The 25,475-nt window shown below is 44.0% G+C and carries 29 protein-coding genes and 1 pseudogene; 11 read left to right on the top strand and 19 right to left on the bottom strand.

Going from position 1 to position 25,475, the window contains the following annotated elements; genetic code table 11:
- Positions 1–5 precede the first annotated feature (5 nt).
- From CHA6605_RS01760 to CHA6605_RS32340, 4 genes and pseudogenes are all read right to left on the bottom strand, one after another.
- Complete coding sequence (locus CHA6605_RS01760; RefSeq protein WP_015157836.1) at positions 6–1,220, bottom strand: glycosyltransferase family 4 protein; 1,215 nt, start codon at positions 1,218–1,220, stop codon at positions 6–8.
- On the bottom strand, positions 1,221–2,012 hold the full coding sequence (locus tag CHA6605_RS01755; RefSeq protein ID WP_015157835.1) for a class I SAM-dependent DNA methyltransferase: 792 nt from the start codon (positions 2,010–2,012) through the stop codon (positions 1,221–1,223). It abuts the gene before it with no gap.
- On the bottom strand, positions 2,012–2,953 hold the full coding sequence (locus CHA6605_RS01750; RefSeq protein ID WP_015157834.1) for a methyltransferase, TIGR04325 family: 942 nt from the start codon (positions 2,951–2,953) through the stop codon (positions 2,012–2,014). Before CHA6605_RS01750 ends, CHA6605_RS01755 begins: the two co-directional genes overlap by 1 nt.
- Positions 2,950–3,168 (bottom strand): annotated as a pseudogene (locus tag CHA6605_RS32340) (DegT/DnrJ/EryC1/StrS family aminotransferase); the annotation flags it as partial. The gene CHA6605_RS01750 and the pseudogene CHA6605_RS32340, both read right to left, overlap by 4 nt.
- A 41-nt stretch (positions 3,169–3,209) precedes the next feature.
- On the opposite strand from CHA6605_RS32340, the gene CHA6605_RS01745 reads away from it, so the two are divergent.
- Positions 3,210–4,109, top strand: a complete 900-nt coding sequence (locus tag CHA6605_RS01745) for a transposase family protein (RefSeq protein WP_015157789.1) — start codon at positions 3,210–3,212, stop codon at positions 4,107–4,109.
- A gap of 152 nt (positions 4,110–4,261) precedes the next feature.
- Here the strand turns inward: CHA6605_RS01745 and CHA6605_RS01740 are convergent, their stop codons facing one another.
- Both CHA6605_RS01740 and CHA6605_RS01735 read right to left on the bottom strand, forming a co-directional pair.
- Positions 4,262–5,212, bottom strand: coding sequence for a DegT/DnrJ/EryC1/StrS family aminotransferase (locus CHA6605_RS01740; RefSeq protein ID WP_086936148.1), 951 nt, complete (start codon positions 5,210–5,212; stop codon positions 4,262–4,264).
- A 59-nt stretch (positions 5,213–5,271) separates the two neighbouring features.
- On the bottom strand, positions 5,272–5,703 hold the full coding sequence (locus CHA6605_RS01735) for a hypothetical protein (RefSeq protein ID WP_015157833.1): 432 nt from the start codon (positions 5,701–5,703) through the stop codon (positions 5,272–5,274).
- A 440-nt stretch (positions 5,704–6,143) separates the two neighbouring features.
- Here CHA6605_RS01735 and CHA6605_RS33495 point away from each other — a divergent pair, with 440 nt between their 5' ends.
- Positions 6,144–6,290: a hypothetical protein gene (locus tag CHA6605_RS33495; protein ID WP_157259715.1), complete on the top strand. Its 147-nt coding sequence runs from the start codon at positions 6,144–6,146 to the stop codon at positions 6,288–6,290.
- A 66-nt stretch (positions 6,291–6,356) separates the two neighbouring features.
- Positions 6,357–7,061 (top strand): ComF family protein, encoded by a 705-nt coding sequence (locus CHA6605_RS01730; RefSeq protein ID WP_015157832.1) that lies wholly within the window; start codon positions 6,357–6,359, stop codon positions 7,059–7,061.
- A 77-nt stretch (positions 7,062–7,138) separates the two neighbouring features.
- Here CHA6605_RS01730 and CHA6605_RS01725 read toward each other — a convergent pair whose 3' ends face one another.
- From CHA6605_RS01725 to psb27, 3 genes are all read right to left on the bottom strand, one after another.
- Positions 7,139–7,672 carry a tetratricopeptide repeat protein gene (locus tag CHA6605_RS01725; protein WP_015157831.1) on the bottom strand — a complete coding sequence of 178 codons (534 nt, stop codon included), beginning with the start codon at positions 7,670–7,672 and terminating at the stop codon, positions 7,139–7,141.
- A gap of 338 nt (positions 7,673–8,010) precedes the next feature.
- A complete protein-coding gene (locus CHA6605_RS01720) occupies positions 8,011–9,570 on the bottom strand; it encodes a glycoside hydrolase family protein (protein WP_015157830.1) in 1,560 nt (519 codons plus the stop codon).
- 207 nt (positions 9,571–9,777) lie between these two features.
- Positions 9,778–10,179: a photosystem II protein Psb27 gene (psb27, locus tag CHA6605_RS01715; protein ID WP_015157829.1), complete on the bottom strand. Its 402-nt coding sequence runs from the start codon at positions 10,177–10,179 to the stop codon at positions 9,778–9,780.
- A gap of 241 nt (positions 10,180–10,420) precedes the next feature.
- On the opposite strand from psb27, the gene CHA6605_RS01710 reads away from it, so the two are divergent.
- The 3 genes from CHA6605_RS01710 to CHA6605_RS01700 all read left to right on the top strand — a co-directional run bounded on the left by CHA6605_RS01710 (position 10,421) and on the right by CHA6605_RS01700 (position 12,143).
- Entirely contained in the window at positions 10,421–11,014 is a 594-nt protein-coding gene (locus tag CHA6605_RS01710) for a biotin transporter BioY (RefSeq protein ID WP_015157828.1), read from the top strand.
- 10 nt (positions 11,015–11,024) lie between these two features.
- On the top strand, positions 11,025–11,501 hold the full coding sequence (gene lspA / locus CHA6605_RS01705; RefSeq protein ID WP_015157827.1) for a signal peptidase II: 477 nt from the start codon (positions 11,025–11,027) through the stop codon (positions 11,499–11,501).
- 153 nt (positions 11,502–11,654) lie between these two features.
- The gene (locus CHA6605_RS01700) at positions 11,655–12,143 is read left to right on the top strand and encodes a PPC domain-containing protein (RefSeq protein ID WP_015157826.1); all 489 of its coding nucleotides are present in this window, start codon (positions 11,655–11,657) and stop codon (positions 12,141–12,143) included.
- A gap of 89 nt (positions 12,144–12,232) precedes the next feature.
- Here CHA6605_RS01700 and fabI read toward each other — a convergent pair whose 3' ends face one another.
- Positions 12,233–13,009, bottom strand: coding sequence for an enoyl-ACP reductase FabI (gene fabI / locus CHA6605_RS01695; protein WP_015157825.1), 777 nt, complete (start codon positions 13,007–13,009; stop codon positions 12,233–12,235).
- 491 nt (positions 13,010–13,500) lie between these two features.
- On the opposite strand from fabI, the gene ntcA reads away from it, so the two are divergent.
- A complete protein-coding gene (gene ntcA / locus CHA6605_RS01690) occupies positions 13,501–14,181 on the top strand; it encodes a global nitrogen regulator NtcA (protein ID WP_015157824.1) in 681 nt (226 codons plus the stop codon).
- A gap of 116 nt (positions 14,182–14,297) precedes the next feature.
- Here the strand turns inward: ntcA and CHA6605_RS01685 are convergent, their stop codons facing one another.
- Positions 14,298–14,504 carry a hypothetical protein gene (locus CHA6605_RS01685; protein ID WP_015157823.1) on the bottom strand — a complete coding sequence of 69 codons (207 nt, stop codon included), beginning with the start codon at positions 14,502–14,504 and terminating at the stop codon, positions 14,298–14,300.
- Positions 14,505–15,062: 558 nt separating this feature from the next.
- Here CHA6605_RS01685 and glyA point away from each other — a divergent pair.
- Positions 15,063–16,346 (top strand): serine hydroxymethyltransferase, encoded by a 1,284-nt coding sequence (gene glyA, locus CHA6605_RS01675; RefSeq protein WP_015157822.1) that lies wholly within the window; start codon positions 15,063–15,065, stop codon positions 16,344–16,346.
- Positions 16,347–16,492: 146 nt separating this feature from the next.
- Here the strand turns inward: glyA and CHA6605_RS01670 are convergent, their stop codons facing one another.
- Entirely contained in the window at positions 16,493–16,987 is a 495-nt protein-coding gene (locus CHA6605_RS01670) for a bifunctional nuclease family protein (RefSeq protein WP_015157821.1), read from the bottom strand.
- A gap of 455 nt (positions 16,988–17,442) precedes the next feature.
- Here CHA6605_RS01670 and CHA6605_RS01665 point away from each other — a divergent pair, with 455 nt between their 5' ends.
- The 3 genes from CHA6605_RS01665 (at position 17,443) to CHA6605_RS01655 (ending at position 20,125) form a co-directional block, all read left to right on the top strand.
- Complete coding sequence (locus CHA6605_RS01665; RefSeq protein WP_015157820.1) at positions 17,443–18,129, top strand: riboflavin synthase; 687 nt, start codon at positions 17,443–17,445, stop codon at positions 18,127–18,129.
- A 118-nt stretch (positions 18,130–18,247) separates the two neighbouring features.
- Positions 18,248–19,723, top strand: a complete 1,476-nt coding sequence (locus CHA6605_RS01660; protein ID WP_015157819.1) for a sensor histidine kinase — start codon at positions 18,248–18,250, stop codon at positions 19,721–19,723.
- 129 nt (positions 19,724–19,852) lie between these two features.
- Complete coding sequence (locus CHA6605_RS01655) at positions 19,853–20,125, top strand: YciI family protein (RefSeq protein ID WP_015157818.1); 273 nt, start codon at positions 19,853–19,855, stop codon at positions 20,123–20,125.
- Between the two features lie 48 nt (positions 20,126–20,173).
- Here CHA6605_RS01655 and CHA6605_RS01650 read toward each other — a convergent pair whose 3' ends face one another.
- The 7 genes from CHA6605_RS01650 to CHA6605_RS01620 all read right to left on the bottom strand — a co-directional run bounded on the left by CHA6605_RS01650 (position 20,174) and on the right by CHA6605_RS01620 (position 25,403).
- Complete coding sequence (locus tag CHA6605_RS01650) at positions 20,174–21,118, bottom strand: glycosyltransferase family 2 protein (RefSeq protein ID WP_041548596.1); 945 nt, start codon at positions 21,116–21,118, stop codon at positions 20,174–20,176.
- A gap of 77 nt (positions 21,119–21,195) precedes the next feature.
- Positions 21,196–21,588 carry a RidA family protein gene (locus tag CHA6605_RS01645; RefSeq protein WP_015157816.1) on the bottom strand — a complete coding sequence of 131 codons (393 nt, stop codon included), beginning with the start codon at positions 21,586–21,588 and terminating at the stop codon, positions 21,196–21,198.
- Between the two features lie 100 nt (positions 21,589–21,688).
- Positions 21,689–21,886, bottom strand: a complete 198-nt coding sequence (locus tag CHA6605_RS01640) for a DUF6887 family protein (RefSeq protein ID WP_015157815.1) — start codon at positions 21,884–21,886, stop codon at positions 21,689–21,691.
- The gene (locus CHA6605_RS01635; RefSeq protein ID WP_015157814.1) at positions 21,886–22,068 is read right to left on the bottom strand and encodes a DUF6888 family protein; all 183 of its coding nucleotides are present in this window, start codon (positions 22,066–22,068) and stop codon (positions 21,886–21,888) included. Before CHA6605_RS01635 ends, CHA6605_RS01640 begins: the two co-directional genes overlap by 1 nt.
- A gap of 116 nt (positions 22,069–22,184) precedes the next feature.
- Positions 22,185–23,690 carry a DEAD/DEAH box helicase gene (locus CHA6605_RS01630; protein WP_015157813.1) on the bottom strand — a complete coding sequence of 502 codons (1,506 nt, stop codon included), beginning with the start codon at positions 23,688–23,690 and terminating at the stop codon, positions 22,185–22,187.
- Positions 23,691–24,068: 378 nt separating this feature from the next.
- Positions 24,069–24,326, bottom strand: coding sequence for a pentapeptide repeat-containing protein (locus tag CHA6605_RS01625; protein ID WP_015157812.1), 258 nt, complete (start codon positions 24,324–24,326; stop codon positions 24,069–24,071).
- A gap of 114 nt (positions 24,327–24,440) precedes the next feature.
- Positions 24,441–25,403, bottom strand: coding sequence for an orange carotenoid protein N-terminal domain-containing protein (locus CHA6605_RS01620; protein ID WP_015157811.1), 963 nt, complete (start codon positions 25,401–25,403; stop codon positions 24,441–24,443).
- Between the last annotated feature and the right edge of the window lie 72 nt (positions 25,404–25,475).

The raw sequence follows: 25,475 nt of genomic DNA, 5'->3' as shown, positions 1-25,475 counted from the left end.
CCAGACTACTTCCAACAACGTCTAATTGCCTCGAAATCATCGATCGTGGCAAAAATTTCTTGGATATAATCTTTGGCAGTCCAGCGATTTGCTCTTTTTAAGCCATTTTCGATCGTCTTTTGACGGAGCAAATCGTCTTTAACTAAAGACTCGATCGCCAACGCTATTTCTGCTGGCTGCTTGGGATCGACTAGTATCGCTGCCGATCCTAGTTGCTCTTGTGCCCCCGACACATTAGAGGCAATTACCGGACAGCCGAGAGCCATTGCTTCGAGTGGGGGAAAATTATCGGGACCGAAGAAAGTCACAAATGTCATGGCAAAAGCATTGACATATAGCGATATCAGATCTACTCGATCGACGAAATTGAGAAAATATACTTGTTTTGACAAGTCGAGTTCTTGGACTTTCTCTCTGACATAAAACTCATTTCCTTTATTGGCACCAACTAAGACTAAGGCTAACTCTAAATTGTATTTTTCCTTTAAGTATTTAAGCGCGAGGAGTAGACCGACATGATTTTTGTGCGGCCAAAATTGAGCTGGATAAAATAAATATCGCTCCGGAAGATTGAATTTAGTCTTGATATTTCGCTCGATGGGAACCGGATTTAACGCAAACTGAGGTGTAAAAAAAGGAATTACTTTAATTCTGGCGGCAGGAACCTGATAAAATCTTTCAATTTCTGCTTTACCTGTCTCTGTTCCCGTGATAATGAATGCCGCACGGCTCAACATTTCTGTGTAAAATTTTTCTCTTCTGTCCCATTCTCCAGCTTCACTTACCTCTGGAAAATACGATTGCAACTTATGTTGTAAGTCCCAAATAGTCGCGATCGATGGATATTCGACAGTAGGACAATTTGGTGTCAATGATAAAATCACATCGATTTGATGTAATGCCAAGGAATCTAGTAGATGTTTTTCGCGCCAGTTTTCAATCTTGAATCGCGTTCTTGGATGTTGTATTTTATTGATGCAAGCAGAAAGTGCTGTCCAGACAATCGACTTAATTTTAGATAACTTAGAGAGATAAACCGATACTATCGGCAGACATATACCCACTGTCCATTCGGGTATTTTTTGCTCCGACACATACAAAAAGAATGTATGTTTACTATGAGAATGAAGTTCCAACAAAGCATCTATTATCTGACTCTCAAAAGTATAACTTCCTCCACTTTCAGGAGTTTGACTACTAATAAATAGAGCTACTTTCATTTAATTCTTAATTACCAAATAAACTCCCCATGTATTGAGTCCTGGTTGCCGATCTGTCAACCACTCTCGACACTCAACAATCTCCAGATCCAGCGTACTAGATATTAGTTCTAATTCGGGTTTGAATAAATATCGCATGGTATGAGTTTCTTTTAGTTCTTCGATCGCACCATTACTGAGATCTTTGATAAAAACATGATAGTTAACATCTACTAAATTCTCATTTGGGTAGACAATCGGTTCGGCAATTCGAGTTACTTGGATCGATCGATTTGCCAGACGTTTAATTCTGACAGTTGGCGGATCGTGACACACCGCAGGACCATACCAGATATCGAAGATAAATACTCCACCTGGCTTAAGATGAATCTTCGCAGTTTCAAACGCCGCTAATAAATCTTGATTGGTGGTTTGATAGCTAATAACATGAAACAAAGAGATGACGGCATCAAACTGGCGATTCTCATTCTGAGAAGCTCCGCTAACGAATCTAACTTGACGCAGATCCCCTTGACTAAATTGTAGCCTTGCTGCAACTTCTGGGGATACTCGATCGCACTGTCGGCTGGCATATTCTAGCATTTCTGCACTCAGATCTACACCACAAACTTGATAGCCTGCTGTGGCTAACAGCATTGCATGGTTACCAGTTCCACAGCCGAGTTCGAGAATTGTTTTCGTCTGTGGTGCGTGAGTCTGAATTAGTCGATCGACAAATTGAGCTTCACCTTCATAGTCTTTATCCTGATATAGCAGGTCGTAGTAACGAGCATAATTATCAAAAATTGCCATTACACTATTCCATTGTTTAACTTAAAATAAAGTCCATAGTAGCAAGGAACGTGTACTTGTGGATGAGATGGGATATAACAACTATCTACATTATCTTCCCAAATATCGATTAGTTCGTAACCGATCGATGTAAATGATTCAATAAATTCACGGCGATTGAATATAAACTGAGGATAAAAAACCTTGCCACCATTTTGAAGCGTGACAAACCTTTTACCTTCATACAATCCCAAGCGGTTAATTAATATATGCTTGGGCTGTATTTCTAGACCATTTATTTTTGCAGCCAGATCTTTATCGTACTGAACCGAGCCTGATGCTAAGAAAAGATCGGCACCATTAGCCAATCCAAAATCAGTTGTAAAAGTCAATCTTGGATCTTTATTTGAGGCGTTACCTACTTTGACTATTTCAGGTAACTCGCACACAATCCAGCGCAAACTGTCGGGAAAATCAAGATAGTTAGCATAATTTACAAAATGAATGCCCAAATTACCACCAAAGTCAAAAAAATGGATGTGATGCTCCGTTCGCGCAGCGTTCCGCAGGAAAGGAGAGACTGCTCTTGTCTCCGAGAAGCTTTGCGAACCAGATGCTGTGTCTAAAGGCAGGCTGTCGCCAACATCAACGCCAAAGAGCGAGGTCTGTTGAGCGATCCTACTAATCCAATACAGCACTGGATAATCAAAAGATCTAACCATCGAGTTACTAGCTTCCCAGTCACCGCGATCGAGCATTTTTTGGTATTCTTGTGCTAGCTCGGCACAATCATAGCCGATATTTTTGGTAGTTGGTGCGGCTTTAATTGCTGCTTCAAACGTATCGAACATGCCCCAAAAACAACCATAACAATCGTTAGCAAACTTTTGTTTATATTTGGTGGCTGCTAAATAGCGATACACCTGTCCGAGTACGGGGATTTTTGCGATCGTTTTCTTCATGCTAATATTTGCTTAACTACTAGCGCAACTCGATCTATCTGTGCTTCGGTTAAGGCCATACCGCTAGGAAGATATAGCCCCCGCCGCGCCAATCGTTCCGCCACAGGACAAGATACATCCGCAAATAATCCCATTGTTTGAAACACTGGTTGCTCGTGCATACACCAAAAAAAAGGACGACTACCAATAGACCTATCCGAAATATAATTCATGGACAAAAAAGGCACTAAAATCGTAAAATAGTATTTTAGCCATAATGAAAAATCCACTAGAATATATTGAAAACTATCCAGAACGAACAAAGCAAATTATCGGAATTAATTACGAGCAGTGGTCGGCATTAGTAGAGATTGCAAAAATTGAGGAAGAAAGATTAAGATTGGCACATGAAAAACAAAAGATTAGGATTAATAAAAAAGGAGGAGGGAGACCTAAAAAACTCACCTTAGAGGAAGAAATATGTTTGTGTGTATTTTATCTAAGGCATTTGCCGACATTTGAAATCCTAGGGTTGCAATTTAGTGTTTCCAAAACAGAAGCGAATGATACATTTAATTACTGGATAAAAATCCTGAGAAAAATACTACCATCTAGCCTAATAGAGGGAGCAAGAAAAGACCGAGAAGAATTGGCAGTGGTGAAAGAAATGCTCGCCGAGTATGAGTTGATTGTAGATAGTTGGGAACAGCCGAGAGAAAGACCTGAAGACAATCAGGTGCAGAAAGAATATTATTCAGGAAAGAAAAAGCAACACACATTTAAAGGGCAGGTAATTACATTACCATCAGGAAAAGATTTAGTCGATGTAGAGGTGGGCAAACAAGGTAAGACTAGTGATATTAGTATATTTAGAGAACAGCAAAAGAAATTTAATATTGAGCAGAAATTTACCGGAGACAAAGGATATCAAGGTGGTATTAATATCAAAATTCCTCAGAAGAAGCCAAGAGGAAAAGAATTAACAGATCTACAAAAAGAGGTGAACAAGGAAATATCTAGTGAAAGAATATATGTAGAACATGTCATTCGCCTAATCAAGATATTTAGGGCGGCCAAAGAAAGATTCCGGATGAAGGGGAATAAATATGAAGAAGTAATACTAACAATATGTGGATTAGTTAGATTGCGACTGGGAACATTGATTTTAGCAGTTTGACGATAGTAAAGAAGCTCGTAAATACAAAAAATACAAAATGGCAATTAATGGGCTAGTTTTTAATAGTAATTAGCTGGACTCCTAGAACTGATTGGGGAAACATATAGAATACACTGTGAAGTGTCTATCGTTCGGAACCTATGCTGAGTCTGCTACACAGGTTTTAGGATAGGTCTAATATTTGCTGCTGCTAATTTTTCGCTAAATACTTTTGCATCAAACAGAACTTCATCTTTGAGGACGATCCCATACACCCAATAGATATTTTCGGCATAGTTAGTTTTTACCAACGGTAGCTCGATACCGGGGATACCTGCTAATAATTCGGTATATTGCCGCCCGATCGCACGTTTGCGATCGACAAACTCGGCTAGACGTTCTAGTTGAGCGACACCGACGGCGGCATGTAGATTGCTCATCCGCAGATTCCAGCCCAGCTCAGTATGGACGAATCGTCGAACTGGCTCAAAGCAAAGGTTCCGTAACGATCGACAGCGTGCGGCTAAGTCAGGATCGTCGGTGACAATCATTCCCCCCTCGCCAGTGGTGATGTGTTTATTTGCATAAAAACTAAAGGTGCTCAGATCGCCAAAGCTCCCACACGGACGCTGCATGTATGTCTGTCCGTGCATTTCCGCAGCATCTTCGATGACTGCGAGGTGGTAGCGATCGGCTAATTCTAAGATCGGGTGCATATCTACTGGTAATCCGTAGATATGAACCACCATGATTGCTTTGGTGCGGGAGGTAATTTTGGCCTCGATCTGGCTGATGTCCATATTCCAGGTAACTGGATCGGCATCTATAACCACAGGTACGGCTCCAGCACGGACGATCGCCGCAGCACAAGAGATAATCGTAAAAGTGGGTAAAATTACTTCGTCACCCGCACCAATTCTCAATGCCGCAACAGCAACTTCTAGAGCAGCAGAACCATTACTGACGGCGATGGCAAACTGCCGATCGACACTAGCTGCAAACTGCGTCTCAAATTGTCTCACGAATAACCCATCAGCCGAAATCCAGCCTGTTTCGATACATTCGCTTAAATATTTCTGTTCGTTGCCATTAAGGAGTGGTTCGTTAACGGGGATTGGCTTCATAACTGACTAAATGCGATCGATCGGGGTAATGTCGTGCGGTAGTTAGTAAATCGTGCGAACTAGCTTTTCATCGTAGTTTGCTCTGCTGAAATGCCCTCAAACAAAACTTTATCTCGATCGCCCACGTATGGCCCTTGCTTAACCTCGATCGCTTCGACTTCTTCAATGACTTCAAAACCGTGACCGCCTCTGGCTAAGAGGATCGCGTCTCCCGTTTCCAAGATCCGGCTGGCGATATACTGCTGCCGATCGTCGTATAAGTCTACCCGCAATTTACCCTTCTTAATAAATAAGACTTCTTGGGTAAAGTGTACTTCACGCACCACGGGTTTATGAATGTGGGGTTTAATAATCTTGCCTACTGGATGGTGGATGTAGGCTAATTGTTGAGACATTTCACCAGATGTAAAGAAATTAACTCCTGGCTTGTCAAATTTTTGAGAAACAATGATGGCCAAAAGTTGATTTTGATCGATAATTTGCTCTATCATTTGCAATTCTTATTATGTCAGTATTTGAGATTTGTCAGCGGCAATTATTGCTCGTTACTCTCTGTTTCTAGACATTGGCTAGTGCTAATTTCACTAAAAAATATTTTAATATCACCTTTTATTCTAATATGTCACGTTTGGGAGTAACGTATAAAAGAGCACTAGCAATTCATGTTTTATACGCTACAACCGCTACCACGCTTGCTTTTGCGAGCATCAAAATATTGTATTAGCAGTTTTGAAACGATTTAACAACATTGTTTAAAAGATAAATTTGCAAGGTCGATCGACTGCTTAATTGTCGATCGGCTCGATCGTCAGCCGATTTAAGTTGACCAAAATTTACCGTAACAATAGACGTTGGTGAATTTCTAAGTTTGAGCGGCAGCAACCAAACAAACTAAATATTACTTGAATACGCATTTTATCTCAATAATTGGATGTCTAATTCAGCATTTTGGCTATTGTCTCAAGCGATTTGTTGCCAAATTACCCCGATGCCGAGTAGGCAATGCGGTCGATACCATGCCAGTCTCTTGGCTCGCGAACTGAGTGAATGTATCGAATTAGTCAAACTTCAATCGTGAGTGCCAATCGTGTCATACGATCCTGAATATCCCCTTTGTAGGACGATCGATTCTCGAACCTGTCTTATGTCAGATCCTTGGTTCCTTGGCGTAGCCTCTAATCTCAAAGAGCGCGCCTTAAATCTATTTCTGCGGCCAAATTGCCCCCTATGCGACCGCTCGGCTATGGCAGTCTGCTGTGAGTATTGTCAGCGTCAAATCTACGACGAACGCTTGGAACGACCAGAGCGTTATTGGCATGGCGATATACCGCTATTTGCTTGGGGAAAATATCAAGGGGCAATTAAAAGATCGATCGGTAAATTTAAATATGATGGTCATCGATCGATCGGCGATCTTTATGGGGAATTAATCGCTCAGAGTTGGCAAAAATTCACACCGCCAAATGTTCCAACTCAATTGGTTGCCGTACCAATCCCACTTCATTCCGAAAAACTCGTAACCAGAGGCTTCAATCAAGCTGAGTTAATCGCTCGCAAATTCTGTCAATTAACGGGTGCTAAATTAGATCTCAGTCTACACCGCACTCGATCGACTGTCCCTCAATTTGGCTTATCTAAATCCGAGCGTCAGCAAAATGTTGCTGATGCATTTACACTGAATAATTCTGCACTTAAAGCTGGTACCACAGTGTTATTAATCGATGATATCTATACCACAGGTGCGACTGTCCGATCTGCTACAACAGTCTTACGATCCCATGATATTAATGTCTGTGGTGTCGCTGTCATCGCCATTGCGGGCGAGGGTAGTAACAAAGGTAGAGGGTAGAGGGTAGAACTTCATTTATAAAACGTGCCTTTGAGGTAACATCCAAACATGAATGACGACTATCAACTATCAACTATCTAAAGTAACATTCCCGAAGTCAAAGTATCGATACTAGTACTGAGAGCAGTTAACTCCAACATATAGTTGTACTTCTCTAAATTACCTTGCTCTTTAAATAATTTTGCAGCAGCGCGCCAATCGACCGCAGCTTCTTGTTCGCCGTACAATTCTTTGTAAGCACAACCGCGACTAGAATAAGCAAGTGCAAAATCTGGTTTGAGTTCGATCGCGTGACTATAATCGGCGATCGCTAAATCGTAATCTTTAGTAGAATAGTATAAGTTACCTCGTCGATAGTAAACAATGACTAATTTAGGATCGAGTTCGCTCGATCGGTTATAATCATTCATTGCTTTTTGAGCTTCACCTAATTTGTAGTAAGCATCACCTCGACAACAAAATGCTAAAGACATGTGTGGATGAAATTCAATCGCCAGTGAATACTCAGCTATTGCCCCGTAGTAGTCACAGCTTTTATATTTCGCTTTAGCTGATAGTAAAATATCGCTAGTATCTCTGATGGCAATTAAAGTGTTGGTGTGCTCTGACATATTTCAATTACTAACTTTATAAAATTTGTTGCGAAGTTTTAATTCACCAGTAAACTAGCCTACTTTGAATAAAACTACTCAACCTCACAAATAATCGATCGACCGGATTGTCTTTGCGTATTCGATCGCAGCTTTGGTCATAAAATAATTACTGTCAGCACAACCCGCATTGATATTCTAAACATATGTTTTTTTCTGTAAAATAAAATCCGTGCAAATACTTAATACATAAATGCAACGTTGTAAATATCTTAATAAATATGCTCGATCGACAGTTTAGCCAAGGCAACATTAAATAGATACCGAGTGTAGATGCAGTCGGTATCTGTTGATACTTTTTATTTCAACTGACAGGAACTTCGATAATAGTCATATTCTGGTTCTTGCCAAGAAAAGGCAAAATGACTGATGGAATTGATTTGTGGCAAACTGCGGTGAATGCCGTCCATTTGTTCTTCTAATGATGGTCGCCCCTCTGTGGGTTTGCCCCAGTTACCCGCAAGGGCGGGAATAACGTTTGTACTCGCGGGTGCAAAGCTTAAAACTCGCCTTACTTGGTTGGTAATACAATCGCTGCGATTGCAGGTGGCATAAGCCATTGGGTGCCATTCATTAGTCGTAAATCGATCCCAAGCTTGCAACCGCGAATCGTAGCCGCGCCTACCCACTGGTTGATTGGCTTCGGGGAAAAACACCGAACCCGATTTAATCCGTTGTTGTTCTACAGGTGTTGCCGCTCGTTGCAGAAAATTAACTACTCCTTGGCTGGCATGAGCGAGCGTCAGTTGCCATAAATCCCATTCCATCCAAGCAAATTTATCCTCGTAGGGCATGTTTGCTTCGTTTTCTAGGGGGGTGCGACCTTGCCACATGGGTTCGACCTCTAATGGATAGAGTTTATCGGCTTCCTTGAGGTCGTTAACTGTAATGGTACCGTTGGTCAAATAGCGATCGATTATGTAGGAGCCTTTGCTATTTTTAGCCAGAGCCATCAGGGTTTGTCGCGATTCATCCCCATAAATCCACAAGTCACGCACTTGCCCAGAAATCGATTGCGCGCCCTGTCCGCGTGGGAAGCGAATATAATCGAATAAGATCCCGTCGGGACGACGAGCGATAACTTCTTTGACCAACTGTTCGTAATCGGTTTTGGCTCTATTACTATAAGGATCGACAAATAAGACGGAATTCGCACTACCGTCTGCCGCTCTCTGGAAACCTTCTTCGCCTGCAAATAGTGTAGTTTCGCCTCGCCCATTGAGGGCGAGCGCAGACTGTCCTTCTGGAGTTACTGCGTACTCAGGGCCGAAGTTGAGGCTATACATCCAGGCATAGACTTTTAAGCCGCGTTCGCGCCCCTTTTGGATGGCATCGGCGAGTAAATCGGTTTTATCGGTACCGCGCGATGTCAGTACTGAGTTCCAAGCTGTTCTGTTACTCGCGCGCGGTAAGAGTGCTTTACCATAGAAGGTGGCGACATATACTTGGTTATAGCCGCGATTGACCATCCGATCGAAGATTTCTTCCAAGGCTCCCGGACGAGTATCGCAAGGATATAGTCGTACCCAGATAGCCTGATTTTTGAGCCAACTTTTCTGCCGACACTGAGCGACAAAGTTGACGTGCTTTTTGACGATTTCGTTATACTTAGCCTGACTATTGCGATCGCCATTTTGAGCGGCTAAACGTAAAGTATTTTTGGCAGTAGCTTCTGCTAGCGGAATTTGACAATAGTCCACGCGGCTGAGCGCGGTCTGGGCGAGAGTAGCATCAGCGTAGAAGGCTTGTCCGATCGAACTAGTAGTTGCTAAGAGTCCGAGTAAGAATTTTTGACGCCACTTGTGACGATACCATCCCAATAGTGAGACTGGAAGCTGTTTGTGTAGCGTACAATCCATAGTATCGATCGCGATCTTAGGTGAAATTTAGGTTAGCATCATAACAGATAAAGGAGAAGCCAATCTACCGATTAACTTCCCCCTCAGCTTATTTAGTTCGGACAGCCGATCTCGGTATAAAGTTCCGAGTCCACAGACAAGACCGATTAGATGTTCGCTAACTTAAATTATTCGTACCTATCTTTGCAACCCAATCGCGATCGATTCTTACGCGTTGCGTTGTAATGCTAACTCAATTTGCTTGAATTTCTGCTCTAAATTAGTTTTGAGCTTTTCTGGGAGCGGACGATTGGGATAAGCAGCATAGTGAGCCGCCAACGAGTTGAGCGCGGTTCGCATATTTGTAAACGAACTCAGCTTCGTCAAAGCGGGATCTTGGCGGTAGCGAGCGGCAAAATCATTGATGTTGAGCTTTGCTAGCGACTGCGCTGCTGCTCTGTCTGGGGAATCATCGGGCATCTCTAGTACAGCTTTGAGACTATTTAGGACGGTCATTGTGTCCTGACGATAATTGCCAACTAGTCCCCCAGGGCTAGCCGAACAGCCAGCTAATCCAACTACAACAACTAGCACTAACGCAAATAACTGCGACCACAGACGCTTAAACATAATAAATAACGTAGAAATTTAAAACTCCAAAATTACTGTCCATCCTAACGCGAATCCGATCGCAATGGGGAGATAGGATGGGGACGAAGATTGACGATCGACATCTTATGCTTGACTATTTGCGATCGATCGACAAGGATTAACCTAGTCGATTCTCTTTTAGAGAGGCTACGTCAACGACTCGTAACTCGGTATAAAAATCTCGTCGTAAATTAATAGCCCCTATCTCTCCTGCGCTTACATGACTACAGTTTCTCGTCCTTATATTTTGATGTGGACGATTGTTGGTCTATTTCTGACAATCGGTGCAAACTTTCTACCTGCTTATGTTACTAATGCCCCCTGGCAATGGCTTAGTGGAGGGATTAGTGCTTATCCATTAGGATTTAAGTGTCAAGTTGGAGCGGTATTATTGGTAAGTTGTTTGGGTGGTAAAACTGCTGGAGTACTCACTCAAGTTACTTACTTATTACTGGGATTGCTCTGGCTCAAAATTTTTAATGATGGTGGAGGGATTGAATATCTTCAAAAACCTGCCTTCGGTTATTTACTAGCATTTATTCCTGGTGCTTGGGTCTGCGGCCAACTTGCATTTCGACGCGCTCCTCAATTAGAATATTTAGGCTTGAGTTGTTTGTGTGGGTTAATAACGATTCATACGATCGGGATTATCTATTTAATAATATTTCAACTAATTAATTGGCAAAAGTTAGGTGGATTTCAATTATTAAACTCGATCGCTACTTACTCTGTTTACCCATTGCTAAGTCAAATAGTACTCGGTTGTACGGCAACATTAATCGCTTTCGTGCTGCGGCGACTGATGTTTTATTGATATTTATGACATGAAACTTAGAAATTATTATTTTTGGATTGCGGCGATTGTGAATATTGGGATCGATATTCTTAGTAAAAGAGCGATCGTCACTACTCTCCAAGTCGAGCGCACATCAATTCCGCTGATTCCCAATATTTTTCATTTTACTTATATTCGCAACCATGGGGCGGCATTTAGTATGCTTGAAGGACAACCATGGTTGGGATGGTTGTCATTATTGGTGAGTATCTTTTTAGTCTCGCTGGGTATCTTTAAAACTTTTCATACTATTTGGGAGCAGCTAGGCTACGGACTGATTTTAGCTGGAGCAGTCGGCAATGGGATCGATCGACTATTTTTTGGAGGTTCGGTGGTAGACTTTATCGACCTGAGAATAATTAATTTTGCGATCTTTAATTGGGCAGATATCTCGATTAATGTTGGTATTTTATGCTTGTTAATTCATAATTTTATCGATCGATCGCCAAGAGCTAGCTCTCATTAATTGATGATTAATACCGAGGTGGCTATATTTGGTTTTAAACCACGCTTTAACGACAATATACCTAAAAAATGAGGGACTTACCCCTATTATTTATCGATCTTTCAGTCGAATCGTTCGGCAAAACTACCTCGATCGCCCGCACACCATTTAATCATGTCAAGCCTAACTAATAATTGCTATTATTTGTCACTCCTTACTGCAATCCTAGCTCAGGGTATTTTTTGTGTTAATGCTAGCGCAGTTCCCCGTACTACTATCGTTGAAACACCTGCGACCAAAAATACTAGATTTGTCTATGCACCAATTTCTATACCTGTTAGTGGCGAAGTTAACGATACACTTTCCGACCGCGATATTCCTACCGGAGATGGTGGCTTTGCCAGAGATTATTCAATTCAATTAAAAGCTGGGGACCAAATCGCCATCGATCTGACTTCGGAAACTTTTGATGCTGTTGTAACACTGCTAAATTCCGAAGGAAAAACGATCGGCAAAAATGACGATGGCCCCGATGGTACTAGTAATTCGCTGCTATTTACTAGAATCAAAGATACTGGCAATTATGTCATCCGCGTTCAAGGATTCGGCGAAACCAGCAGCGGCGCATTTAAGTTGAAAGTCAGTAAGTTGAAAGCACAGTAGGGGTGGATGGGTAGATGGGTGGACTGTACCACCGTAGGATGGGGGGGAATATATCAATCCGCAATCCAAAATCCACTACCCTCTACCCTCTACATTCCCACCGTCTCGTAACCCGCATCTACATAGATAATTTGTCCGGTAATTCCACTGGCTAGATCGCTAGCTAGGAAGGCTGCGGTATTACCAACTTCGGTTTGGGTAACAGTCCGACGTAATGGAGCCACCTCTTCAACGTGGTGAATCATATCCAAAATACCACCGACAGCCGAAGAAGCCAATGTCCGAATCGGCCCTGCAGAAATACCATTGACGCGGACATTTTGAGAGCCAAATTCGGCAGCCAGGTAGCGCACGCTCATTTCCAAACCAGCTTTAGCAATTCCCATTACGTTATAATTTGGAATTACCTTGACCCCACCCAGATAAGTGAGAGTGATAATACTGCCACCCTGTGTCATCAATGGTTTAGCCGCACCCGCAAGGCGATTGAGAGAGTAGGTACTGATATCCAGTGCCTGAGCGAAACCCGCACGAGAAGTTTTGCTAAAATCTCCAGATAGATCCTCTTTATTGGCAAAAGCCAGACAGTGAATCAGAATATCCACTCGTCCCCACTTTTCGCCAACCTCGGCAAAGGTACGATCGATTTGAGCGTCATCTTGAACATTGAGCGGGAGATAAATACTCGGGTTGAGGGGAGCGACTAATTCTTCCACTTTGCGCTCCATCTTGCCTTTTTCGTCAGGTAGATAGGTAATGCCGATATTCGCTCCAGCCGCATGGAGTTGTTGCGCGATTCCCCAGGCAATAGAGCGACTATTGGCAATTCCAGTTACTAAGGCATTTTTGCCGCTTAAATTTAGCACGATAATTTCATTCCATCTTAACTCGCACGGCTCATGATATCAGTTAGCCGTTAGCACTTACCAGTTAGCCATGTTTTTTACATCGACTCAGTGCGGTTGACTCAGTAGATACTAATTGCTTGCGGTCCTTGATATATAATTGTTTGAGCGATATTGCGAACTTCCCAATCGACAATCGCTCCTAATACTCGGTAGTCTGTGATACAAAAAACTCCGGTCAAGTCAGATTAAGTGTTGTGTAATACCTCTAACTGGGGGCTAAAAGAGTTAGATGCAAAAACCGACTATCGATCGATAACCGATCCAAGAGCGATCGCAGATGCTGAGATTCCAGATCGTTGTTAGATAACTACGGTAGCCTGAACTTGAGTCACAATCGCCATTAGTTTGAATGTTAACAGCTCTGAAATTCTAGATCTCCAGCGATCGAGGTTCGCGCCCTTCTCAAGTTTGAATCGGAAGTCCAAATATTCCAAGTGAGTGCAGATAAAATGACGATCGCGATGCAAGATAAACCACTAGCTAGTATCTTTCAGCAATTGGCTGGAGGAGCTTTCCCCCCTGTATTAGAAACATTCGATCGCAATAAAACTATCTTTTTCCCTGGCGATCCTGCCGAACGCGTCTATTTTCTCACCAAAGGTGCGGTAAAACTGTCTCGCGTTTACGAAGCAGGGGAAGAGATTACCGTGGCTTTACTGCGCGAAAATAGCGTCTTTGGAGTCCTATCTTTGATTACGGGGAATAAGTCCGACAGATTTTATCATGCGGTGGCATTTACCCCAGTGGAGCTATTGTCTCTGTCGATCGACCACTTTGAGAAAGCTCTTAAGGAAAATCCCGAACTATCTTCGATCGTCCTCAAGGGTTTATCTTCCCGCATTCTCCAAACCGAAATGATGATCGAAACTTTAGCACATCGAGATATGGGATCGCGGCTGGCTAGTTTCTTACTGATTTTGTGTAGGGATTTTGGCGTCCCCAATGGCAATGGCATCACGATCGATCTTAAGTTATCACACCAAGCGATCGCCGAAGCCATCGGTTCGACTCGCGTCACCGTCACCCGCCTCCTCGGTGACTTACGCAATGAAGACAATCAGGTTATCTCCATTCAAAAGAAAAAAATTACCGTTCATAATCCGGTGGCTTTGAGTCAACAGTTTAATTAGTGAATAGTGGATAGTGAATAGTGGATAGTGGCTACATTTGCCGATGGCAAATTGAGTTGAGAGATCGAACGATGTCATGAAAAGCCTCGATCCTCACGCTCCACGCTCCACTTTTTTCACTCCAGATCCATCAACTTAAACCCCATCTGACACTCATAAGCATTAGCTTGTGGTTCGCTGCAACAATTGAGATCGCGGATGATTCTACCGCAGGACAGTTTACCTTGTCGCCAGCGTGGTTGGCCGTCGCGATCGGCCAGTAGACAAGCTTGACAGACTCTCTCTGGAGCGACTATTCGATCGTTTAGGATCACTACTAACATACACCACCCTCAATTTTGGATTGGGTACGGACGATTGAGTTGAAAGTTGAAAGTTGAAAGTTGTACTGGTGGAATCGAGCTTAATTGGTTATCTACGATGGGAGAGATCCACAATATCGCGATCGATCTAAGCCAGAACGACCGTTCAAAGTTAAAAACTAAGGAAGCCCCAAATCTGTGCTCCTACCGAGAATGGAGTTATCGTATCGAAAATTGGATTGGCTACAGATAATAGTTGATACATTCAATTTTATCAAGCCTACTTCAATTGTCACTACTAGCGATCGTAATTACCGTATCGATCGAAACAATCTAGGGATTAGGCTTTAGGGATTAGGCTTTAGGCTTTAGGCTTTAGGGATTAGGCTTTAGGGGTTAGGGAATAGGGGTAATGGGTAATGGGTAAAAAACAATTCTCTCAGTCCCCCAGTCTCCTTGTCTCCCAGTCTCCCCGTCACCAAATTGGGAGAAGTAGGCTCCATTAGTTATGATAGATATCCACATAGAACCTAAAATCGATTCAGTACTCCTTAACCTAATTTCTTCAAAGACTAGACCATGGCAAAAACTAACTTAGAATTTTTACTAGAGACAGATCCAGCGATCGCGAGCTTAATTGGTTCCGAGTTAGGTCGTCAACGGAGTCATCTCGAATTGATTGCCAGTGAAAATTTCACTTCCCCTGCGGTACTAGCGGCACAGGGTTCGGTACTGACGAATAAATATGCTGAAGGCTTGCCGAGCAAGCGTTACTATGGCGGCTGTGAATTTGTCGATGAGATCGAGCAAATTGCGATCGATCGCATCAAGCAGTTATTCGGTGCGGCGGCGGCGAATGTTCAGCCTCACTCTGGCGCACAAGCAAATTTTGCTGTCTTCCTGACGCTCCTCAACCCTGGGGACAAAATCATGGGAATGGATTTATCCCACGGCGGACACCTTACCCACGGTTCGCCCGTGAACTTTTCGGGCAAGTGGTTTGAAGTCCAGCACTATGGCGTCAGTCCCGAAACCGAGCAATTAGACTACGACATGATTCGGGAGCAGGCGAAAAAATATCGTCCTAAATTGTTGATCTGCGGTTATTCTGCCTATCCTCGGATTATCGACTTTGCTAAATTCCGCGAGATTGCCGACGAAGTAGGTGCGTACCTGATGGCAGACATCGCGCATATTGCTGGATTGGTTGCCACTGGCTACCATCCTAACCCGCTACCCTATTGTGATGTCGTCACTACAACTACCCACAAAACCCTCAGAGGCCCTCGTGGTGGTTTGATTATGACTCGCGATGCCGAGCTAGGTAAAAAACTCGATAAATCTGTGTTCCCAGGCAGCCAAGGCGGCCCGCTCGAACACGTAATTGCCGGAAAGGCTGTAGCCTTCGGAGAAGCTCTCCAGCCAGCCTTTAAGACCTATTGCGGCAACGTTATTGCCAATGCGCAAGCATTGTCTAGTCAACTGCAACAACGGGGCTTTAAAATCGTTTCTGGTGGGACTGACAACCACCTGATGCTCGTCGATCTCCGATCGATCGGCATGACTGGCAAACAGGCAGATTTATTGGTCAGCGATGTCAATATTACAGCCAACAAAAATACCGTACCTTTCGATCCAGAATCTCCATTCGTCACTAGCGGCTTGCGTCTCGGTTCTCCTGCCATGACCACACGCGGCATGAGTACGACCGAATTTGTCGAAATTGCTAATATTATCGCCGATCGACTCTTAAACCCTGAAGATGATAAAGTAGCCAACGATTGCATTCGTCGAATCGCTACTTTGTGCGAAGGCTTCCCGCTCTATCCTCATCTGAGTATTCCTGTCCCCGCACTAGTTTAGATTACAGCCCAGTTTGGAGTGCGTTAAATCTAACATTTCGCACTCCTCATACTCAGCTTGGATTGTTAATGTTGGGTTTTCTCGGAACGAGAAACGCGCATCCGCTACCCAACCTACCATCTAACCTAAAGCCTAAAGCCTAAATCCTAAGAAGCGTAACCACCTTTGCGAATCAGATCGTCTGGGCGAAGATTGGAAACAAAGCTGCGGAAAGCTTGACGCTCTTGCTCGTCAGCATCGCGATCTACCGGAATCGAAGCATCGGCGATGACTTCTTCGATTACCCAAATCGGTGCTTTAGTGCGAATGGCGATCGCGATCGCATCGCTGGGACGAGCGTCGATTTCGCGAATTTGACCGTTGGTATTAATCGCGATTGATGCGTAGAAAGTGTTGTCCTGTAAGGAATTGATCGCAATCCGTTCTACCTTGATATCGCAACTTTCAAAGATGTTAACCATCAGATCGTGTGTAAATGGTCTAGGTGGTGTTTGCTTTTCTAGCGCATTGACGATCGCCTTGGCCTGCTCTTGACTGATATATATTGGTAATGCACGACGGTCTGAAGCATCTTTGAGTAAAATGATCGGACTGCGGGAAACGGCGTCCAGAGCGATACCAGCAACTTTCATTTCAATCATGGTGGGTTCCTTTAGTAATTATTTTGACAGATACAGGTGGGTGAGCACTTTAAAGGTGAAAATCCGCAGACCGGGCGTTTGAGGCAATACCAGCAACTTTCAGAGCGATCGCGATGGTTTCCGCTAGTTTATATACCGAATCTGGATGGTGACGAACGTTAAAGTTGGAAATTATAAGATATGGCAGCTTTGTAAGGAAGGCTACATTTAATTCGATCGTTTCAGTAGAAACTTTTCAGACATGAGGTATAAGGTGATACCAGATTCTGCGATCGAGTTCGGGATAGTTGCTGGTAGTTATTTTTTAGATGCAAGTGTATTAAAGAACATTAAAGTTTAAAATAGAAGTTGAGGTAATTAGTCGGATGGGCTTGAGTATTGGCACTTAGTGCCGACATGTCTCCAGGATGACCTACCAAACGTTGAATCGCGAATAGTACTTTGACTGAAAATAGATGTTTACAGGACTAGTCCAATCGCTGGGAAATTTACGCCTTTTGACTGACGATCGGTTGGAGGTTTTGTGCAGATCTAAAGATGCCGCACTCATTTTAACCGATCTAACTATTGGTGATAGTGTAGCTGTAGATGGCGCGTGTTTGACAGTCGAAGAAATTTTACCACAAGGATTTATCGTAACTGTTTCTCCAGAGACTATAGATCGTACAACGATCGGTCAAAAAGATCGCACATCTAACTATGCGAATTTAGAAACATCGCTCCGAGTTGGTGGCAAAATTGGCGGTCATTTTGTCACCGGACATATTGACGGAATCGGCAGGCTTGTCTCTAGCAAGAGTACCGCAACTTCCTGGGAAATGCGATTTGCCGCACCTGAGTCGCTGACTGCACAATGGTCGGATTATCTAAGTCGCTATCTGGTTTCTAAAGGAAGCATTGCTGTCAATGGCGTGAGCCTGACAATTGCTGAGTGCGATCGCGGTGGAAATTGGTTTACAGTTGCCGTAATTCCACATACATACGCCCAGACAAATTTGTCGCAACTTCAACTAAATGAGTGGGTAAATTTAGAGGCAGATATTTTAGGTAAATATGTCGAAAAGTTAACGATGTCGCCCCGTTCTGCATTCAGGGAACGCGAAATAATTACTCCTGATTTTTTAGCCGCAAATGGTTATTAATTTCGCATCGCTCCCGTGCTGACGGATATTAGCATAACTGAAGTTCGGTTTTACACCTACGATCGGGTATGTTAGATCCGTTAACCTTTGGAATATCAGTCTAGCAGTCGGGTATATCGTGGTCAGAAAGTGGTTGCTCCCAACATTGAGTGAAGTATTAGCCAAAGCAGAGCCGACGGGAATCGATCTGCTGGTACCTGAATTTAGCCCTCCCGATCCGCAGCCAGCCTCAGATCGGCAGGAATTAGAACTCAAAGCAAACAGCCAATGGCACAGCGCGATCGCCTCTGTAGAGACGTTGTTGCTCAAATCTCTACCCACGCCGATTGGTGGAGCGGAACTGACTGAAGAGACGGTAATTGAAGGCTTATTAATTGCCGCGCCATTGCCCTTATTTAGTCATCCGACGCTCGTGTCGCAGTTGCAAACGATTACTTTTACCACACCCAATTCCAGCCGCCAGTTATTACCCTGTAAGGCGAAGATGGGAGATCGCCATCTCGTTCGCGTAGCGTCGGCTCTGCCGAATCGATCCCATCATTTTCCGATCGAGATCCTCCCGACAGATCCCCTGGCTGACGAACGGTTTTGTCTGGTGCTCACCGAGCAATTTAGTTTAGTCGTCGTCTTAGGCGAAGAAGATGGCAATCCGCACTGTCAATTTTCCTTCGATCCTGACGATTTAGATTTGGCGTGGAAATCGCTGCGGGGAAGAATCATGCTTACAGCACCCCAGCACCTCTCGTATTTAGACGAATTAGCCGCGCAATTTAGCCCGATCGAGCCTGATTATCGGTGGGTGGTAGCATTTAGTCAATCTCTACTCGAACACCAGCCTGTGGCCCAGCTAGCCCCCACTCAGCCTACAGCCGAAGTGCCGACCAAAGTCGCCGCCGACGTCGAACTGATCCAAGCACTAACTCACGAAATCCGTACCCCGCTAACTACCATCCGTACCATGACGCGATTGCTACTGCGTCAACCGGATTTGTCCCCGCGCGTCCTCAAACGCCTCAGCGCGATCGATCGGGAATGTACGGAACAGATCGATCGGATGGAGCTAATTTTTAGTGCGGTAGAACTCGCCACCAATCAGCCATCCCAGGCAATCGATCTAACTACAATGTCAATCGGCGAACTACTCGAACAAAATTTGCCCCATTGGCAACAACAAGCCGAACGCCGTAACCTGAATCTCGCCGTAGATATCCCCCACAAACTCCCTACCGTCGTCAGCAACCCGACGATTCTCGATCGAGTCCTCACTGGCTTAGTAGAAAATTTCACTCGCAATCTCCCTTCTGGTAGTCGCATTCAAGTCGAAGTTACCCCCGTCGGCGATAAGCTCAAACTCCAGCTCCAATCCCGCTCCGAAGACGACGACACCCCCACCGCTACCAAAACCGATCGCCGCCACTCGATCGGCAGATTGCTGACGTTTCAACCCGAAACAGGCAATCTCAGCCTAAATATGAATGTCACCAAGAATCTATTTCAACTCCTCGGTGGTAAACTAATCGTGCGCCAACATCTCCAACAAGGCGAAGTCTTAACCATCTTTCTCCCGCTGTCGGAGTTGGGGAGTAGGGGGTAGGCTTTAGGCTTTAGGCTTTAGGCTTTAGGCTTTAGAGATTAGGAACTGCGTTCTCTAGGTTCATTGCTTCCCCTCTCCTCCTCTCCCCCTCTCCCCTCTCCCGTCCCTCATCCACCCCTCCACCCCTCTATGCCTTGGTTTGTCAAAATTGAAACGGGAGTAGTTCCCAAGCCGGAATTCGATCGATACGTTCCCGCTCACAAAGCTTACGTACAGGGATTGATCGATCGCGGACATCAGGCAAAAACGGGATACTGGGGCGAACGTGGTGGTGGCATGATGCTATTTCAGGCGGACTCACTAGTAGAAGCCAAAAAAATTGTCGCCGCCGATCCGCTGGTGCAAAATCATTGTGTAACCTACGAATTACACGAATGGCGCATCGTTATGGGCGAAGATTAAACATCGCTGGTTTTAGCAACGCCAATATTGATAACCATCGACTATCCCCTATCCCCTACCCTCTATTTTTCGCCCCACCTCGGCGATCGTATATAACGGACGATGCTTTACTTCTTCATAAATGCGTCCGATGTATTCGCCTAAAATACCGATACTAATTAGTTGCACCGCACCTAAAAAGAAAATGGCGATCGCGATCGTGGCGAAACCCGTTAGAGTTGAATGGGGAATAAATAGTCGCCAATAGAGAACGAGAATTGCCATCACGATCGCGAGTACTGCGGAAAATAGACCTAAATAAGTAGACAATCTTAATGGCACAGTCGAAAATGAAACTAAACCATTAATTGCCAACCCGAAACTTTTGGCAAACGTATATTTGACATTACCAGCAAATCGTAAATCGCGCTCGAATTTAAAGGCAATTTGATTGAATCCTACCCACGATCGCAATCCTCGGATATATCGATTGCGTTCGGGCATTTGATTTAGCAAATCCACTACCTGACGATCCATCAAGCAAAAATCGCCTGTATCGGCGGGAATATCGACATTAGCAAGTTGTTGGAGGATGCGATAAAAAAGGTAGGCACAGAGCCGCTTAAACCAGCCTTCCCGCACTCTTTTGGTGCGTTGGGCATAGACGACGTGATAGCCTTGTTGCCACAATGCCAGCAGATCGGGAATTAATTCTGGCGGATCTTGTAAGTCGGCATCGAACACGATAATTGCTTCGCCTCGAACGTAATTTAAGCCAGCTGTCACAGCAATTTGATGGCCAAAATTTCGTGCTAGTCTAAGATATATCACTCGACTGTCGCGATCGTGTAATTCTCTTAACAAGTCTAATGTGCGATCGCGACTACCATCATCGACCAAAATTAATTCTGAATTACCGTCCAATCGATCCATTACAGCACTCACCCGCTGATATAGCGCGGGAATCGTACTTTCTTCGTTATAAATTGGCACGACTAGCGAATATTTAGGCATCAAGCGACTAGTAGTCTCGGTCATAAATAAAACTACTATTGAGGTAGAATTTGGGAGTCTAACCGAGCCGCCGACGATTAGCTAATTACGGCAATACAATCGATCTCGACTAATACGTCTTTTGGCAATCGCGCGACTTCCACGCAAGCACGAGCCGGAGCGGTGGCTTCATCGAAATAACGGCTATAGACTCCATTCATTGTAGCGAAATCATTCATGTCTTTGAGAAAAACGCCAGTCTTAACTACATCCTCAAATGTCGCTCCAGCTTCTTTTAATATTGCGCCTAAATTGGCCATCACTTGCTCTGTTTGTCTAGCCACATCACCATCATAAACTAGTTGATTGGTCGCTGGATCGAGCGCGACTTGTCCCGATACAAATAACATTTTACCCGTTGCCACGATCGCTTGATTATATGGCCCTACTGGTGCGGGTGCGAGATCGGTTTGAATAATTTTTTTAGTCATAATCGAGAAACTAATTTAGATATTTACCACTTTACCGTAAACTCATCTTTTTAAATATAGCAATGTTAAATTAGTTTTATTTTTTATTCAACATTTCCATTCATGGCTCAATTTTTTTATTAACTGCTGCTTGAATTTTAGCCTCAAAATCTGGGTCATCTACAGTTGTAATTAGATCGTGCTGACGATCTCCAATTCGATCGAGATAAGCTCTCAAGGCTTTCTTATCATCTCGATGTCTAAGAAAGTACTGTCTTAATTCTCCATCTGACATCTGGGCATAATTAATTTGACTCATTAGAATACGCCTCCATTTGGTGTAATCTGAAATTCTAAGTTTTCGTTTTCGCCAGCCAAAATATATAAGTTATTTGTTCGATCGTCAATACAGACGAGATATATCGGCTGAATCATGATATATGTTAGCCAATAGCTGAGACGATACAACCCTCTCAATTGAGTATCGGTAGGCGTTGACATTATTTACTTTACACCTCTCAATTTTAGCAGTCATCGAGCAATATCTAACTCAAGTTGCTACCCACTAGAATGCCAACGATTGAAACCGCTAGAGTAAAAGTAATAACTTAGGTTATCTAATATCTCAAATCACCATCTCGATCGGGCGATTTAGATTCTGAATCTGCTTCGGCAACTTTAAGAGATCGATCTACACTTTCACCATACCGAATTGGTAACTGAATTACTTTAGCAGATTCCGAGCGATCGTCTTCAGACATATCACCCCGTCGGCGAGCAGAGACGCGTTCTTCACTCGTTCCTTTACTAATTAACTCATATAATATGGCTTGTTTATCGGCTTTGCCCTTACGCAGAATTCGTCCCAATCTTTGGATATATTCGCGAGGCGAAGCGGTACCAGATAAAATAACAGCAATACTTGCTGCTGGGACATCCACACCTTCATTTAAGACTTGAGATGCTACCAAGACATTATAAGTACCCTCGCGAAAGTGGGTAAGAATTTGATGGCGTTCTTTGACTGGGGTATGGTGGGTGATTGCGGGAATTAATAAACTTTGAGCGATACGGTATACAGTCGCATTATCGCTGGTAAAAATCAGCGTGGATTCGGGATAATGGCGATCGAGAATTTCTGCTAGAATTCGTAATTTACCGTTAGTCGATAAAGTGATTTCTTTAGCTTCTCGATGGGCTAACATCGCCCGTCTACCTTCTGTCGATCGACAACTAGCGCGGATAAATTTCTGCCAACCATCGATACTACCAAACGAGATTTTTTGACTTCGCAAAAAACGATCGCGTTCGGCAATTAGTTCGTGATAGCGGCTGAGTTCTTCATCGCTTAATTTCACTTCAATCTGTTCGACTCGATAGGGAGATAAAGCCGAACCTGCCAGATCTGCCGCAGTTTGACGATAGACTTCTTTGCCCAATAACAGCTCTAGATCTTGATGTTTGCCGTCACTACGTTCGGGAGTCGCACTCAATCCCAATCGATATGGCGCGATCGAATATTCTGCCACTACTCGATAAAATTCAGTCGGTAAATGATGACATTCATCACAGATTAATAACCCATATAAATCGCCCAACGATTCGATCTGAATCGCCGCACTATCGTAAGTCGAAATCAAAATCGGCGATCGATCGCGCGAACCGCCGCCGAGTAAGCCAATCTCAGTTCCCGGAAAAGCCGTCAACAACTGCGCGTACCATTGATGCATCAAATCGATCGTCGGTACCAGAATCAACGTGCTGCGGGGGGTAGCAGCGATTGCAAGCTGCGCGACTAGAGTTTTACCCGCTCCGGTAGGTAAAACGATAACACCCTGTCTACCGGCCTGTTTCCACGCCATTAGAGCCGCTGCTTGATGGGGATAGGGTTCGAGGTTGAGTTGCGAGTCTAGTTCGAGCGAGGCAAAAGCTTTGGCTTTGTCGATAAAGTCGGTATTGTCGTGCTGGAGTGCTTCGATGACTTGGCGATAATTAATTCCTGGAATCCGAAATTTCTCGACGCGATCGTCCCAAGTTGCATACTCCATCCAGCCTCTACCCTTCGGTGGTGGATGGAGTAACAATGTTCCGCGATCGTAGCTCAGAGTTGGCACTCTTGCCATAAAAATTGCTCAAAGGTAGGCACACCTTATGGTAGCGCAAGAGGGTAGATAGGTGGATGAGTGTATTCGATCGCTCTTTTGCGAGTTATTGTTGGCAGTGAAGATGTTTTCTTGAAGGCAATATTTATCTCGATCGATTAGCGAAGAGATTGTTCTATTGATTAACATCTAATCTAATAGAGCGTAGGGTGGGCAGTGCCCACCAACACAAATTTTGATTGAAAAGACAAATGTTTGATGTGTTTAATGTCGATTACCTACGGTATGCTTTGCGAACGATTAGTGAAGAGATTGAGATCGATAAAAACAGATTGAATTCTTTTTGAAATGGCTTTAAATGTTCGGTGGGCACTGCCCACCCTACGTTTCTCTACTACTTTATTCACTGATGATATCTCCGTTTGGCATGATAGTATCATCCAAATAACATCCACTCAATTCAATGCCAGTAAGATCGGCACCACGGAGATTAGCACTATCTAAAATGGCATTTTTCAAATTAGCAACTTGCAGATTGGCTCGACTAAGGTTAATTCCAGTCAAGACAGCTCCTTCCAGGTGCGCTTCCCGAATATTAATGCCACTAAAACCGCGTTTCCCAGCGGCATAACGATCCAACAACTCCTCAGCAGTCATAACTCTAACCCCCAAAATAAAACAGAACCGACACGATCGAGCCACAAAAAAAGGATACCTAATAAATAGGTACCCCGATCGAATAGCAATTAATTAATCGGTTGAAGCTAAAACTTAAGCGCGACGAAGGTTGAGTAATTCTTTAGGCGAAGCGAGAAGATCGATCGCGACGAAGAAGATTTTACCTTGAGGATCGAGCAAGAACCGCCAAGCAATGTTCATACCGACACTGGCACCAAACCAAGGGGTTTGAACTTTACCTGTAACTTTGATTTGAGTGTAACCATCATCGATCGGTTCGACGACACCGCGTTCTGGTAACATCTTCAAGCCTACGCATTCTTCACGCATGTAAGTGAGAATCGCCGCTTGACCGACAACTGGAGCTTGGAATGGAGGTTGCAGCGCGCCTTCTTCTGCAAATAAACCCGATGCTGCCATGAAGTCAAAGGCATTCATGTTGTCGATGTAGCTCAGGACTGTATAGTTATCTACACCTTCGATCGCTGCGCGCGAGCGATCTGCAAAAGCACGAGGAGTAACTAAGGGTGCTTCGCGTTTGTCATAGTCTTGACCGCGTGCGGGATCGTAACCCATGTTAACTACGGTATTGCGCAGTACAGTGATTTGTTGGCCTGCATCGAGTTCCTTAATGGTTTCGAGTAAAGCAGTTGCTTCGGCAGAAGGCTGATAACCTACTGGAATCGGTGCTACCAAACCCTGTTTCATCATTTGTCCCAGTTCGTACCAAAATCCCAGTTTGGTATTCATCCGGAATGATGTAAAAGTCCGACAAATTGGCGTGTCGGTGTGCATTGCCAAGTCAGTCATGACTTGAGTCTGCGCCGTAGGCTGCATCGCTTTAATATCGTTGAGTAGTGGTTGTGCGAGTGCCATACTTGCCGAACCAGTGGCTGCTGGAGTAATTGTAACTCCCATCTCAGTGTAAGCGTACCAAAGTAAGGCTAATTGATCTTCAACGCTGAGTTGCTCGAACGCTGCGGTGACGGCAGGCACTGCATCAGCAATTAACGTGTTAGAAAAAATCGATTGCGCAGACTTGAGTGAGATTGACATAGTATTATTACCTGTGAAGGGATAAATTAATGTTTGTCAGCTTTGGTTAATAAAACTTAACTATTCGTTACA

This window comes from Chamaesiphon minutus PCC 6605 (genome assembly GCF_000317145.1).
Classification (GTDB): Bacteria; Cyanobacteriota; Cyanobacteriia; order Cyanobacteriales; family Chamaesiphonaceae; genus Chamaesiphon; species Chamaesiphon minutus.
The sequence above is the reverse complement of the archived record's forward strand: the minus strand, read 5'-3'. Positions and strand labels throughout refer to the sequence as shown.